13 protein-coding genes are annotated in these 14,084 nt (G+C 56.4%); 5 read left to right on the top strand and 8 right to left on the bottom strand.

Annotation, left to right across the window (positions count from 1 at the left end; genetic code table 11):
* The first annotated feature begins 2 nt into the window (after positions 1-2).
* On the top strand, positions 3-704 hold the full coding sequence (locus YU9_RS42580; RefSeq protein ID WP_084299069.1) for a peptidase C39 family protein: 702 nt from the start codon (positions 3-5) through the stop codon (positions 702-704).
* A 446-nt stretch (positions 705-1,150) separates the two neighbouring features.
* Here the strand turns inward: YU9_RS42580 and asnB are convergent, their stop codons facing one another.
* The 5 genes from asnB to YU9_RS48155 all read right to left on the bottom strand — a co-directional run bounded on the left by asnB (position 1,151) and on the right by YU9_RS48155 (position 8,569).
* Positions 1,151-3,043, bottom strand: a complete 1,893-nt coding sequence (gene asnB, locus YU9_RS0126875; protein ID WP_027575584.1) for an asparagine synthase (glutamine-hydrolyzing) — start codon at positions 3,041-3,043, stop codon at positions 1,151-1,153.
* 211 nt (positions 3,044-3,254) lie between these two features.
* Positions 3,255-4,058: a formyltransferase family protein gene (locus YU9_RS0126870; RefSeq protein WP_036018195.1), complete on the bottom strand. Its 804-nt coding sequence runs from the start codon at positions 4,056-4,058 to the stop codon at positions 3,255-3,257.
* 32 nt (positions 4,059-4,090) lie between these two features.
* Positions 4,091-4,702 carry a CDP-alcohol phosphatidyltransferase family protein gene (locus YU9_RS0126865; protein WP_027575582.1) on the bottom strand — a complete coding sequence of 204 codons (612 nt, stop codon included), beginning with the start codon at positions 4,700-4,702 and terminating at the stop codon, positions 4,091-4,093.
* A gap of 696 nt (positions 4,703-5,398) precedes the next feature.
* Positions 5,399-6,553 (bottom strand): MFS transporter, encoded by a 1,155-nt coding sequence (locus YU9_RS0126860; protein ID WP_027575581.1) that lies wholly within the window; start codon positions 6,551-6,553, stop codon positions 5,399-5,401.
* A gap of 468 nt (positions 6,554-7,021) precedes the next feature.
* Positions 7,022-8,569: a hypothetical protein gene (locus tag YU9_RS48155; RefSeq protein ID WP_156952140.1), complete on the bottom strand. Its 1,548-nt coding sequence runs from the start codon at positions 8,567-8,569 to the stop codon at positions 7,022-7,024.
* A 1,334-nt stretch (positions 8,570-9,903) separates the two neighbouring features.
* On the opposite strand from YU9_RS48155, the gene YU9_RS42570 reads away from it, so the two are divergent.
* The 3 genes from YU9_RS42570 (at position 9,904) to YU9_RS0126850 (ending at position 11,674) form a co-directional block, all read left to right on the top strand.
* Complete coding sequence (locus YU9_RS42570) at positions 9,904-10,137, top strand: hypothetical protein (protein WP_036018193.1); 234 nt, start codon at positions 9,904-9,906, stop codon at positions 10,135-10,137.
* A 181-nt stretch (positions 10,138-10,318) separates the two neighbouring features.
* Complete coding sequence (locus YU9_RS42565) at positions 10,319-10,600, top strand: helix-turn-helix domain-containing protein (RefSeq protein WP_036018191.1); 282 nt, start codon at positions 10,319-10,321, stop codon at positions 10,598-10,600.
* Positions 10,601-10,738: 138 nt separating this feature from the next.
* On the top strand, positions 10,739-11,674 hold the full coding sequence (locus tag YU9_RS0126850) for a LysR family transcriptional regulator (RefSeq protein WP_051380525.1): 936 nt from the start codon (positions 10,739-10,741) through the stop codon (positions 11,672-11,674).
* Positions 11,675-11,921: 247 nt separating this feature from the next.
* Here YU9_RS0126850 and YU9_RS46220 read toward each other — a convergent pair whose 3' ends face one another.
* The 3 genes from YU9_RS46220 to YU9_RS0126840 form a co-directional block, all read right to left on the bottom strand.
* A complete protein-coding gene (locus YU9_RS46220) occupies positions 11,922-12,422 on the bottom strand; it encodes a DUF2285 domain-containing protein (protein WP_245266536.1) in 501 nt (166 codons plus the stop codon).
* 85 nt (positions 12,423-12,507) lie between these two features.
* Complete coding sequence (locus YU9_RS50190) at positions 12,508-12,702, bottom strand: transcriptional regulator domain-containing protein (RefSeq protein WP_084299067.1); 195 nt, start codon at positions 12,700-12,702, stop codon at positions 12,508-12,510.
* A 166-nt stretch (positions 12,703-12,868) separates the two neighbouring features.
* Positions 12,869-13,141, bottom strand: coding sequence for a DNA -binding domain-containing protein (locus YU9_RS0126840; RefSeq protein WP_027575578.1), 273 nt, complete (start codon positions 13,139-13,141; stop codon positions 12,869-12,871).
* 634 nt (positions 13,142-13,775) lie between these two features.
* Between YU9_RS0126840 and YU9_RS46210 the strand changes: the two genes are divergently transcribed.
* Positions 13,776-14,057, top strand: coding sequence for a helix-turn-helix domain-containing protein (locus YU9_RS46210; protein ID WP_084299066.1), 282 nt, complete (start codon positions 13,776-13,778; stop codon positions 14,055-14,057).
* Positions 14,058-14,084 lie beyond the last annotated feature (27 nt).

Genomic DNA, 14,084 nt, shown 5'->3' with positions numbered 1-14,084 from the left:
TCATGTCGCGTCCGGACCTCGAAAGCGCATCGAATCAAACGGTCAGGAACGTTCCTCTGTATCGGCAAAAGAGGAAGTTCACCTGTGGACCATCCTCCCTGATGATGGTCATGTCCGCGCTGGACGAGCGATATCAGCCGAATGAAACAGCTGAGCTCGAGATCTGGCGAGAGGCAACGACCATTCACGGCGGCTGCGGACCAGTTGGTCTGGCATTGGCCCTTAAACGCCGCGGCTTCGCATCCCTTGTTGTCGTAAGCCATGATGGGCTTTTTCTTAAGTCTCGCGCTTCACACGGGAGCGAGATGGAGGTGATGCACATTCTCCAGGAGCGAGATCTCGCCGAAGCGTACCAGCGCGGCATCCCTGTCCATGTTGGAACTTACAGCCTTGATGACCTCTCGAACTGGATGGCGGCAGGGTGGTATCCTATTGTGATGATCAGCATTGAGTTCGAAGGTAAAACCATTACTCATTGGGTGGTGGTGACCAGGACCGACGTCGATTACGTGTTCTTCAATGATCCTCTCAAAGAGTCCGCGGAGGGAGATGTTGCCACGCGCGTCGACCACGCAAGCTTTGCCAGCATGACGGAGTTCGGCCCCAACCGGGAAAAGGCGGTGATCCTTGCGGGTCTTCCAAAGATGGCGAATGTTGTGCTTCCGCTTCCAAAGATTTATGCTAGCCAACAGCCGACACGTTGACCGTTTGTGGTTCCGAACGCTGATGCATTCGGCTGCTGCGAAAGGCCCACATAGTGCGAAGTCAGATAGGTCGCGAATGGTCCCATCGAGCGGGCTACGATCGGCGGGCCGATATACACCGACACCAAAAGCAGCATAAACCAACCTTCCTGAGGCCTGGCCCTGCACTCTTGCACACGTCCGAGAAGCGAACGTTTTTGGTGGGAGCGCGAACCGTCGGGCAGCTATAAAGGGCGAGCGTCCTCCCCTCGCTTTCCAATCCATTTGCGTAGCTCAGCGTAGATTCAGCTTCCCTCAAAACGCATCGTTCGCACTGGATAGCGCATTCGCGCATCAGCCTCGCGTAACATTGTCGGGCTCCCGCGTCTATCGGCCCGAGGTCTTCGCGCAAGCGGCGCCGAATTCCGGTGGCCTTCGGCCCACCGCATTACAAAACGTACGAACCCCTACGAAGATAGTTGACGAAGGAAGACTTCTAGATTGCAAATCAACCAGAGCTGCCTTCCGAATGCATCGTTCGCCGCTTGAGAGCGGCGTTCGTACCATCGCCGGAGAGCACCAACATCGAGATAGTCGGCGATCGCAGGAGATTCTTTGAATATCAAGTCACGAAAGGGCGCCGAGCTCGGGTCCGTCGCCCACTTACCAAGAGGTAACGGAAACCCGAGCTTCTTTCTCGTGATCACACTTGCGGGTAGACGATCTCTGTAAAGGGTGCGCAGCACGGCCTTCGAGACGTCGAGCGTTTCGCTAAATTTCTCAATCGAAGTGAAAGCCGCCTGAAACGGGGCGAAGGCATGCTTCCAACGCAGATGTTCTGAGAACGACATGCGTAGAGCCAATGCAACGATCCGGTGGTCTGTGAATGGCACTCGAGCCTCCACCCCGGCCGCCAGTGTGGTGTTGTCGACCATTTCGAGCAGCGCCGGTAGGTGATGCCGTACAAAGAATTGTCTTATGCGCTCGACCGGAGTAGCGCCGCCTGAATGATAGGCGTGGTTCATCCAATCGATCAGCTCCGCATCGTAAGCGATGTCCTTTCTCCATGCCGATGTCGCCAGTGCCAGCTTCTCTGATTGGGGGAAGTAGGTGTAACGCCCGAGAAAGAACTCGAATTCACTCGCTTGGAACTTGGGAAGGCCGAGATGACGTCGCGCCGGGCGGCCAATGACATCAGGCAAAGCTGTTAGCAACGCCTGTCGACGAACGTCGAAAGACAATCTGAAGATTCGGCTATATCCAAGGAATATCTCGTCGGCACCTTCGCCGGTAAGGAGAACCTTGTGAGAATGGGCGACCGCCCGCGCAAGCAAATACATCGCCGCTTCGTTGTGCATGCCGACTGGATGACTACGTAATGCGGTGAGGCGCTTAACGACATCCAGGCTTGTTGCCCCAGGCAGCCGAACCAGGACGTGGGCGAGCTTGAGGGATTTCGCTACCTCGACCGCATAAGGGCTTTCATCGTAAAGACCGCCGCATACGACCCCGGTGAAGCATGTCGGCTTGTGTGACGAGTGCCTTGAAAGCTCGAAGGCCAAAATACTGGAGTCGAGCCCTCCCGAAAGCAGCGCCGCGACTGGAGTGTGGGGCAGCAAATGTTCCTCCACGGCACTGCCGATCAACGTTTCGAGAGAACTGCAATCATCACCATTATCGAGGCGAGCAGGATCCCACCAACGTGTGAGCTCGTGCGATTGAGCGGTGATTTTCAACCAGGTTCCAGGTGGCAGTTTTCGAATATCTGCAAATAACGTCCTCTCGCCGAAGACGGCACGGTAGGAGAGGAAGCTTGATAATCCAACCGGATCGAGCTTAGATCGGACGCTTGGCCACTGCAGGATGGCTGACGCCTGTGAGGCAAAGACAAAGCCATTATCTGCTTGGGCATAGTATAGCGGCTTGATTCCGAGCCGATCTCTGACAAGGAACGCTGTCCCCGTGTTTTGATCGTAGATTGCGAAAGCAAACATTCCCCGCAGACGTTCGACGCTATCAATCCCCCAACAGGCAAATGCCTTGCAAAGTACCTCCGTATCCGACTCTGTGCGAAATCGGTACCCGCGCCGGAGCAAGTCCTGCCTTAAGTGACGGTAATTGTAGATCTCCCCATTGTAGGTGACGGTTAGGCCGAGCTCCTCATCGAGGAACGGTTGATTTGACCTGGGATCCGGATCAATGATCGCGAGCCTTCGATGGGCAAAGGCAAAGGAAGAGGTCACGCAACTGCCACTCGCGTCGGGCCCCCGATGGGCCAACGTCTGAGCGCAACGCGCGAGGTTCCGCTCGGTCACTGACTTATCAGTAATCCGTCCGATAAATCCGCAAATCCCACACACAGCTAGCCTCCTCCGCGCGCTAAGCTGGGACTGCGGGAGGCGTCGGCTCGCCGGCACCGCTCCGTAGGCTGGATACTACAAAAACACCCTCCGGAGCTTAGAGCCCGTTTCAGTCGATGAGCGGCAATTCGCGAGCACACCTCGGCCGTCGCGGACGTCCTCGATAAGCGCGGTCTCATATTTCGAGCTCGCTGCCGCGCTGCGCGCCAGGTCACGCCTTACCGCCGGCGGTAGAATCCCGAAGGAGCGTCCGAACCTCATTAGTCATGACTCGTTCGACGAGCCACTTGGGAGGCTCAATGCGTGGTGGAAGATATAGAGCGCGGTAGAGCCGATCGAGTTCTTCGGCGCTGCGTGGAACGTCTGACGAATCCAAAAGTGCGGTCATCTTGCGCATGGGATAGAAGCAAGCCTTGCGCCTCTCTTGAGCGATCAACTCGTCTTGTGAACGAGAGGTAGCCGATCCGTCCAACAAACGCAGCCACACCTGGCAGAAGAGCGCGTAGCCGTAAAGTTGCGCTCTGGTGTCTAAAGAGAGGGCCGTCTCTGAAGGCAGCACAGGGAACTGCAATTCGCCGATAATATCGCCCCTATCGACCCGCTCTGAGAGATAGTGGACAGTCACCCCAAAGCTCCTCTCGCCATTGAGTATGGCATGCGTCCGCGCAAAACTGCCGCGATATTCAGGGAGCGGGCCTGGATGAAGATTGATGCCTCCTCCATCAAAACGTGCGAGGATATGGGCCGGAAAAATCTTGTTCCACATGACGCTTACGAGAAACGTTCCGAGAGGAGGAACATCATCTATCGACTCGAAAAATGGTATTCCAAAGCGGTCTGCGACTTGCCAAAGCTCCTCACTGGTCTCGTGCCGCCACCATGTTTTCTGGTACCGGGAAGCGCCGAGAACGCCCGCAATGTGGTCTTTGCCGCAGGTCTCGATGACAAACAGAAGACAGCGGCTCGCAAGCCCCCTGGTTCCGGCAAATACCACACGGTTCGTTAAGCTCGACATTTCTCCACCTTATGACGTTCTAAGCCACCCGATTAGGTGCCCGCCCTACTCGTGATCAGCAGTCCGGCGGACGCAGCGATCGCCGCGCCGATCGTTAGCACATGGACAAGAGTGCCTGAGGCTTTGATCTTGAACGGGGCGATGTGGAGCAACGATAGCGGTACAAAGACCGCAGGAAGAACGACACCTAACTCAAGCGGCGCAATAGTGTGGTCAAGCAGCAAGATCGCCGCGAGAACGGGCAGAGCGTAAGAGAGAGGTAGACCAGTCGAATAACCGCGATCGTCCAGTCCGAAATAGTCAAAATATGCCAGGCGAAGCGCGCCGATCAATAACAAGAACGCTGTGAACACGGCAGATGCTGGAGAATCGATGAAAGATGCGATGATAATTGCCGGGATGACTGATCCAAAAATAAGGTCAGAGAACGCATCGAGAGCTTTACCAATGGCTTTGGTTGCCATCGTTCGGTGCTTGGTGCTCCGGGCAATTTCGCCGTCCACGTCATCAGCGACGATCGCCCAGAGTCCGAGCGCTATTCCCGCCTCGTAGTGTCCTCTCACGACGAACCCTATCGCTGCACCGGAACAAAGAATCCCCAGGGCAGTAACGGCATTTGCGCGGTCAGATAGGTATGTGATCATCGAGCCTCGATTTTATTGTTTTCTGCCGACGGCGATCGAAAATCACTGCCCTTGCGGCCGCTTGCCAACCGCAACTACTGCTTAGATTGGGCGAGATACGACGTCCGCAAACTACCAATTCTAGTAGGCGCGCTTCAGCGGTCGGCAAGCTAAGGTCGTGCCCCGTCCCCTCATGCGAAGTTAAGATGATATGGATTTGGAGCTTGTCATCGGCTAACTTGTAAGGGGCCTCTTCCTATGGACGCTGCTATCCAACCGCTCCATAGGACCGCCACGGTGAAGGGCGCTTGCTCACGTGCCCCAGCCAAACAAGCGAAATGCCGGGGCAGGCCCGGGTGAATGGCGGTATCGGTCACGTCCGCCAAGTCGAACGTACGGAAAACTCCCGACATGCCGCTCGGCCTGCCGTGCGCCTGATCATTAGCGTTCGACTCGGCGGCGCCCGCAGGGCGAGAGCCGAGGCGCCCCGTTCGGCGCCCCAGTTGGCTCGCCCAGTTCATTGCGAACCCGCGTCTTGCACATCAGCTCTGCCATAATACGCACTAACCTTGACTTCGGCGTGATGAGCTAAACCTAGACGGTCAGGAACTCGCGACTTTCCATCGAAGATGATACGCCGCGCGAGATTGATTCAAAACTGCTGACCATCCGATCACGTCGGGCGCGCCCCCAAAACTGAGGCGGGAGCTCACTTCTTCAACGGCCTGGCTCCCGTTTTGACCGGACGCTCACAAATGCGAACGAAAGCGTGCTTCCTGTTGCGCAGACGGCTAGAGATGCCAATGCAACCACGATGCCATAGTGGTTTTGGATAACACTGAAGAAGAAGGGCGCAAAAGACGCCGCCGACAATCGGAAACCCGTGATCAACCCGAGCCGCCTTCCATACCCGTCCTGCCCGAACACTGAGAGCGGCAAGCTTCCACGACAGATGCTGTTTAGGCCCGAGCTAAACCCGAGCAGAGCAATGAAGATTGAAATTCCGAGGAGAGAGTGAGACGTCAATGTAATGATAAATGTAGCCGCCGAGAGCATAACACATGAGAGAATGGTGAGCTGAATTGGGGATATTCTCTCGGTAAACGAACTTGCAAATAGCCGTACTGCGACCTGTGACGGTCCGAAGAGCGCTGAAACCCACGCCCCCTCCATGTCTAAACCGATCGACGAAAGGATTGGGATCATCTGGCCAAGAAACGCTGAGAAAACAAATGTCGTTAGCGAAAATCCGACCGTTATTAGGACAAGATCACTCAGCTTGGAAGAGGACGGGCCTTGCTGGCCACAGACCTTGTTCTGATCTCTACGCTTCACGGAGGACCTGCCAAGAGCCAATTGGATTAATGGGAGGGCAAGAAGAACATTGCAGCCTCCATAGATCCAACAGAGTTGTCTCCAGGATATCAAAGTGAGCGACAACGAAGTTAGCGGCCAAAACAATGTTGACGACAACCCGACGATCAACGTCAATAGAGCAATTTGCTGTTTTGCATGAATCGCATCTCGCTGTACCAAGAACACGAATGCAGCCTCATAAAAAAGAAAGGCCGACGCAAGTTGCATACCGAATAGCGCGACTGTGAAAACGACCGCATTCCAAGAAATTGCTGCTAATCCCAAGCTAGCGCCTCCCGCCAATGAGGCGACTCTCATAGTTTTGCCTGCGCCGTATCGGTCCATGAGGCGGCCGGCAACCAGGGACATCTGCGCACTCGCAAACAAAGCAAAGGAGAAACAAGCGAATATCCACTCCTCTGTGACGGCGAGGTCACGGGACGCCTCCTTTGCAATGCCAGCCACGCAATAATAAAGTGTGCCGTAGCTGATGATTTCTGCACCGCCCAGTGCCACAACAACGAATCGATCATCCTTCCTGATGGGTAGTGATCTTCTCGGCTCGGTTCTCGTGCCTGGAGGTCGCATATGGCCTAGTGCCTCACCTGCTACGGATCACCTGCGAAACATGGGATCCGTTCGCCCCGATTTCCGTCCGATCATTTTTTGTCTAGACATGGTGATGATATGGACTACGCGGCAGGCCAACTTCCGATCACCCTCTTAAAGAGGCCCGGGTTATTTCTGGCGCCTCGGCGACACACCTGCCTGGGAGACTTCGGTGTAACTGTGGTCTGCACCATCCAAATCTATCAAACGGTCAGGCCGCACTCGCATTTCCGGGCGCATTAGTCAAAGACGCACTAATCAGCTTGGCCACATTGAAAGTATGCGAGAAGAATTGCTGTCGAAGATGATCCCATTCTCTGTATCTGCAGCCTCTGTATCTGCAGTTTAGTTGGATCTGCGTCTGATGACCGCTTCTTAGCGACTTGCACCTTTATCTCCAACGGTGTGATTTGTTTGGGTCCGCTTAGCGCGCCAACCCGCTTGTCCGAATTGCCGCTTAAAGGTCAGGCCGCTGTACTTGGCTGCGGACGCACCCAAGCGAACGACGCCTGTCAGGCTGCCCTCGCGAAGAGTCCCTTCGAACTCGTAGTCCAAGCCCAAGGGATCGCCCGGCAAATGTGAAAACAGCTTCAACTGCGGTCCAACTATCTTGCCGCGGCAGTTACTCGAAATTTCGGTGCCGATGTGCGTGCCCCAAATATTTTGACCATCCTGTAGCAGGTCGAACGCATGTACTGCACTACCGTGAAGAAAGTCGATAAAGACCTGCCATGCTCCTGCCAGCTCCTCGAAGTCCTCCTGTGGTGGTGCGGCTGGCGCTAAAGGACGTTCTGCAAGGGCATGAATGATTGAACGGCCGACGATCTTGGCTTCGACTTTGGTCAGATTGGTCGGATCGACTACGATCCGTTGCGAGCGCTGCCAACAGTCGCGCAACACAATGCGTGGGCGCGCGCTGGCAAGTTTTTCGGCGATCACCTCGGCGTCTATTGGGAATGTTTTGATCGACCAAGAAACCGCTATTCGTGGATTGCAGAAAACGACATCTGGTTCTATCTCTTCGACAGCGAGGCCAGGGACGCTCAAAAATTCGCGCTTCAGTATCGAAATACAGTGGCGCCATCGTTCCATCGCACGAGCCGCCCCTCCCATCACCCATTGTTCCAACGCGACGTAAGCGCCAATGATCTCGTCTTTGCCGACCTTCATTGACCTACCAAACGATTGGCCAGGAGGTCCGTTCAGGTACGCCGCTCTGCATAATCTTTCCGAGCCCAGTAAGAAGCCGGTAGACTGCGGTCCACTGATATACTTCCCACCTGAATGAATGAGAAGATCAGCCCCGTTGCGGAGCCAAACGTTGGGAAATTTTGGGGCTTCTCCGGCCGCGTCTACAATCAGCGGAATTCCGAGTTGCCCTGCGCGCAGAGCGATTTCTTCAAAGGGCAACACCGACTTTGGAATATCTGAAGCAACAACGCATATCGCTGCTACATCTTCAATTGGAAGCTGGTCCAAGTCTGAGGCACGGCTGATAGGAAGCACCAGACAACCGACTGCTCGAATTGCATGCTCGTAAGCCATCCGTTGATCAGCAGCGACAACGACCACCTTCTCGCCGCGTAACGGGAGCTTCAGCATCTTCTCTGGATCGTTACCCGCTACGCAAGCAGCAACAGCCTGGCTTACTGCTGCTGCACTTCCAGCAGTGACGAGCCCCCATTCGGCACCGGTGAGCGCAGCCAATTTTCGTCCAATCGCTTCCGCCAGTTCATTCAGAATGACAAAGCCCCGAGCAGAGGCTTCCATTGCGGCGAGCACAGATGGTGTTGGATTGCATCCGCCATAGGAGCTACGCACGCCGGTGCAATTAATGATCGGTTCAACGCCAAGATCGCGGAACACTTGGCCTGCGGCGGGTCCGTCGTGCGGCGCACCATCGCAATCAATATCCAAGCTCATGCAGGCACCTCCTGTAAGGCTTTAGGGAAGAGCCGAAGCGGATCGCATTGCTGACCGCAAGCAACCAAGACAAGCGCGAGCGCGCACAAACGCTGGGCCCTACTAGGCCAGTACTCGCCGTCCAAAGAAAGCGGCTGGAGCCGGTCTTCAAAATCTTCTTCCCGAGGCCGACAAGGACTCGCACATAGTGTCAGAGGTCATGAACTCTGCCACGCCCATCATCCAATAGCATGCGATTTGGCGGAGGCCTGTCATGCCGCTTTCCCTCCGCCGTGCCACCCTGACGGCAACCCGAAACATGAGGTCCAGCCGGCAACTCCTGCCGCGCCGCAGGGAAAAGGATCAAAACTCGTGCCACTTTGCTGATTACGCCGGGCGCCTCTTTTATTGCCTTCTAGTCGGTTCGGCTGTGCGAACACGGTTGAACACCTGTGTCGCGAACCCAACAAGCCCGACAAAGCGTATCGTTCCTCTTACCGTTACCGAGACTTTTGCCATTCTAAGGATCTGAGCGTGAGTGCGTCATGAAGCGTATCCGGCGTTGACGATGTAGTTGACGCATTCCTGGGGCGTGAAGCAGTCCAGCAAGGCACCGATGCGCTTCCTGGTTGCATTTGCGGTTCGCCCGGCGGCCTTTCGGAGCAGGGTCTTGAGCTTGGCGGAGACCGCTCGATTGGATTGAGGTCGGGGCTGTAGGGCGGCAGGAAGAACAGCTATGCGCCTGCGGCGCGAATGGCGCGCCGCACGAGATTTCCTTGTGGCTGCCGAGCTTGTTGATCATGACAATGTCGCCGGGCCTGAGGGATGGCACCAACACCTGTTCGAGTCGGCCAGGAATCTTTCGCCGTTGATCGGCCCGTCGATCACACAGGCAGCGCTGATGCGGTCGTGGCGCAGCGCTACCAGGAACGTCAATATCCGCCAGCGCACGCGAAGTGCCTTGGCGACCAGCCGCTCACTGGGGCGCGTACGACCGTGGCCGAGCGCATGTTGGTCTTGGCCCAAGTGGTGAGTAGGCCGAGGCCCTTAAGCATCGATCGGCAACGGCAGAGCCAAGGTCCTCAGGCATACTCAGTATACTCCGGATTCTTTGTTGACCCCAGAACTGGTAGCAGAACTCGGTTCAGCTTTGACGTATTCTGTAGGCGAAGTCGATGGCTGGCGACCAGAGCCAAGACTTATGGGCGGCCGGCAGTGAAACCGATGTTTGACGCCACCAGTGTCTTGAGAGCATGCAAGATAGCGTCACAATTTCGATCCAAGAGCTGGAAGCCGGGCGATGGATTGTTAGCATCTCGACTGGTGAACCTGAACCGCCAGGTCACGGATGAGACATGATGACTCAGCCCTTCGAGCCTCCGTCGCGTGGCTCGCCACCGCCGATTGTTTTTGTTGGCAGGAACCGACGCGGTAACTGGGTCGCCCGCGAACAAAGGGGCTCCTTTGGCGGCCTTTTTGTCAACCGCGCCCAAGCTTTGAAATACGCTTTTGTCGAGAACGGCCGCCATCCAGAGAGCATAATCGAGGTGACGCGTGAGATCGAACTCGATTTTCGGACCGGTCCATGAACTACATGCAAAGAGCGTAGGCCGATGCTTTGGCCTCCTGCCCCCATGACCGGAATCCCATCACTCATGTCGTGATAGCCTCGTGCGATGATCAGATTTCAAGCTGTGGCGTTATCCGATGATTTTTTTATGTTGGTTATAGCCAGTGGTTTGATGACCATCGAAATGGCTGCCTTCGCGCATGAGAGCTCGTGCGCTTGTGGCTTACAATGTGCGCCGGATCCGCGTCGAGCGCGGTATTCCGCAAGAGCAATTGGCCTACGATGCAGGTGTTGATCGCTCCTATATGAGCGGACTTGAGCGCCAACAGGCGAACCCGACAGTCGATCTTCTCGACCGTCTTGCCGAGACGCTCGGCGTTACTGTCTCCGAGCTGTTTGTTCGGCCATCCAAAGGTGCGCCGCCGCCCGCCACCTTACCTAAAGGTCGCAAGCCCAAGGCGGCACGCCGCAAAAGGACCTAGTCCCCCTGACAGGACCGAGCCGTGGCGCCGATCTTGTGCGGTACTGGAGCAAGTATGAAAGCGCTCCCACGCGGATTTTGTGCGCAGCCAAGCCTTGATACGCGGCAATCCCGCTATGAACATCGAATATTGTGATGGATGTTCAATCCAGCGCCGGAGCAGACAGTGGCGGCTCAAGACGATGAAGTTCCTCTAAACGCCATCCGCGCTTTTGTGATCGTCGCACGCGAAGGCAGCGTCACGCGCGCCGCCAGCAGCTTGGGAACGACTCAGAGCTCGGTCAGCCGCTATTTGTCCGTGCTGCGGGACTATCTCGGTGCGGACCTCATCGAGCGGCGCGGCCGACGCAGTCATTTGACCGAGTTCGGAAGACTATTTGCTAACGCAGTCTCTGAACCGCTCGAGACAGTCGGCTTCACCGCCAAGAGAATGCGGCGGCGGGCGGCCGCGGGCGCCAATCGGATTGTCGTTCGCACATCACTATCGACTTTTGCTTCCTCGCTTCTGATCCCAAATCTGCAAGCGTTCTCTGCTGAAGCGGGCGGTGTTATCGTGGACGTCGTCAGCTCGCTGTCGCCGCCGACATCTTCGGATGACTACGACATATTGATTACACGCGACCTTTCCGTCATCGAACCTGCCGATAGTTGGGAGATCTACAATGAGGAGCTGGTATGCGTGGGGCCGCCAAATCTAGTCGCGGGCAGAGAGCTCTCGATCGTTCGATCAACGCCGATACTGAACATCACATCTCGTCCCGACATCCTGCCGACATGGCTGAGAGCGATGAACCTGTCCTCAAACGACATACGAGCAGGCGCGCGCTATGATCACAACTATCTTGCTCTGCCGGCAGTCATGACAGGAAAATGCCTTCTTGTCGCACCAGAAATCATCGTCAGTGATCTGGTGCGAGGGGGCGCTTTGCAAATCATTCCCGGCTCACGCGCTCCAAGTGGCATGCAATATCGCGCCTATGCGGTGGATCGCAGCGAGCATCCCGAGATCGCTCGTTCTTTTTGCCGATGGGTTGCTCGTCTTTGCAAGAAGGCGACGCTAGCTCAGGCTAGCTGAAACGCCTCTCCAGGTCTCCTCGATGACTCTGCGCCAGATCGCTGTACCACCCCCATTCATGTCGAGAGCCGTCAACCAGAAAGACAATCCGAACAAGGGCTAAGATTACCTCTCGGTTGCATTCATCCCGACGACAAGGGACAGAGTGAGAGATCGGAACGCAAAGATCTCCTCCTATCCGCGATCGTGCCATGTCAGAAGAATTTGGCTGCGCAGAACGGAGGTATGCCATTGATCGCCCGAGAGCTCATGAGCTGTCATTCCTGCGTCGGCCCTTGTGGAGCAATGCACGGCAGCGAAGGCGCATGAGGCGCCGCCCCAGCTTAACCAGTCGAATGGTTCGGCTGCGGAGGTCGTTTGTTTTCCAGCCCCGCTCGGCAATACGATGGCTTCCAAACAGACCTTGCGCGATTTGGCGATAGTTATTTCCTTCCTGCCATCCATCCAGTGCGCGCAGCGTCAGGATAAGGCGACGCCGCTTCAAAGCCGGCAAATCAAGAGGAGGCGTTCCGAGCGGCCGATGTTCAAGGGCGAGCCAAAATCGACGTGCGGCCTGCAAGCGAAGCTCGAAATCCGCGTCGAGCGGCAGATCGAGCACGACAACTGACCCGCTCGCCGGAATGCTCTTCAGCCAAAGGCGATGCTTCGCGCCTCCGAGCGGCACGATGGCATGCCAGCCATCCGGCGCGCGACGAACGTCGCTGCCCGGCAGATTGCCGAAATCGATCTGGTAGCTTTTGGGCGCCACGCGGTTGGCCGCCCGCACACGCAGTACGGTCGACAGTACTTCGGGTGCCCAGAAGACTGCTTGCTTGTCGAATGCCTTTTGCGGATCAGCTGGAAAACGAGAGCCCCCACTTCCGTCGCAACTGCTCCGTGGTTGCGCTGGATCGTTGGCGGCGAGACAAGCGCCTATAATCCTCCTGGTAATCGGGATCTCGGCGCAGCCACTCCCAGGCCACGTCGGCAGCTTCTGCCTTCTTGAGGTTGCTGTATGCTTCCTCAGATCTCCAGTCAGTACCCGGCATTGTCGCAACTTCCCCGCAAGATTTCACACGCGAGGAAGTGCATCCCATGATTGTGGCGCTTTCCGGCTGCGTACGTACCGCGTACCGGCCCTGCACGCACTTAATCGATGGAATGATCGTTTTTTGCGATTGCTAGAAATTCCCCCGATCCTGAGAGCGGCGGTATTCATTGCTTTGGCCAACCGCCACGCAGCAGATCACGATAGCCGTGGCCTGCTAGCCACTTGGCCCGCGTCAGATGACTTTCGAAGGTGCGTCGCGCACGATCCGGTTCAACGGTCGGGTCAAGCCCAAGCACAACGCGCGCGATTTCGCACCAATCTGCTTTGTCAGCGTCGGCATCGAGAAGTCGCATGTAGGTGACGGCGTGCTCCTTGTCATACGACGTGAGCTCGTGCGCGCTGGGAGCCAATTCTGCGATCTTCGGGTCGGCCGGCACTGACTGAAACTCCTACCGAACTGAAACTTCTATCGAAATCCGAGCAACGATAACGAACTTAGGGTCATTTTGGTACCGCTCGAATCGTCGCGGCCCCTTGGCTTTTTGATCGTTACCCTAACCGCGAACGCATCTGGAACGGCTCCATTCTGTGCACTTGCTCTTTGATCGGCGCTGAATCTGCCTGCAGTCCATACGGTGGCTGATCGCAGACTGGCCACACAGCTGAGGCTGTCCTTGCCTCTTCACCCTACGGGCAACGGAGTGGAGGCCAGTCGTTTACCCGCCGGCTGGTGAAGGCCGCAGCCCAAAAGGGCAGCCAAGTGGAAACAATTCGTTCACTTTTCGAACTCCCGCTGAACGGTTGTCCTATTGGGTCGCGGCGCCGGCAAAAAGCCTCAGGAACCTCTGGGTTCATTTTGCTGTCCCGCCAGCAGCGAACTGTCGCGCCGCGAGGTCGCTTGTGATGGGCCAATGGCATTGAGAAGACGAACTCCAGGACATTTGCGCCTTAGGGTGATCTGCTGCGTTAAAGCAAAAGTCCGCAGACTGCCAACTGCTTGTGTCGCAGCTTATCGTAATAGTCCGCCTATAACCAGTGGTTTCATAGTCGTCAGAATGGCTGGCTTTGCGCATGAACGCTCGTGCGCTTGTGGCCTGGAATGTGCGCCGGATCCGTGTCGATCGCGGCATTCCGCAAGAGCGATTGGCTTATGATGCCGGGATCGACCGCTCGTATTTGGGCGGCATTGAGCAGCAGAAAGAGAACCCGAGCATTGATCTCCTGGACCGTATCGCCATGACCTTGGGTATTCACTTGTCCGAATTGTTCGCTGAGCCGGCCAGGGGTGCGGCGCCTCCCAAACCAATGTCCAGAGGACGCAAGCCAGCCCACCCGTGTCGGAACAGGAGGTAAATATCGAGAGAGCCATGTTTATCGCGA

The sequence above is a fragment of the Bradyrhizobium sp. WSM1743 genome (assembly GCF_000473065.1).
Classification (GTDB): Bacteria; Pseudomonadota; Alphaproteobacteria; order Rhizobiales; family Xanthobacteraceae; genus Bradyrhizobium.
This window is presented reverse-complemented; position numbering and strand designations above follow the sequence as displayed.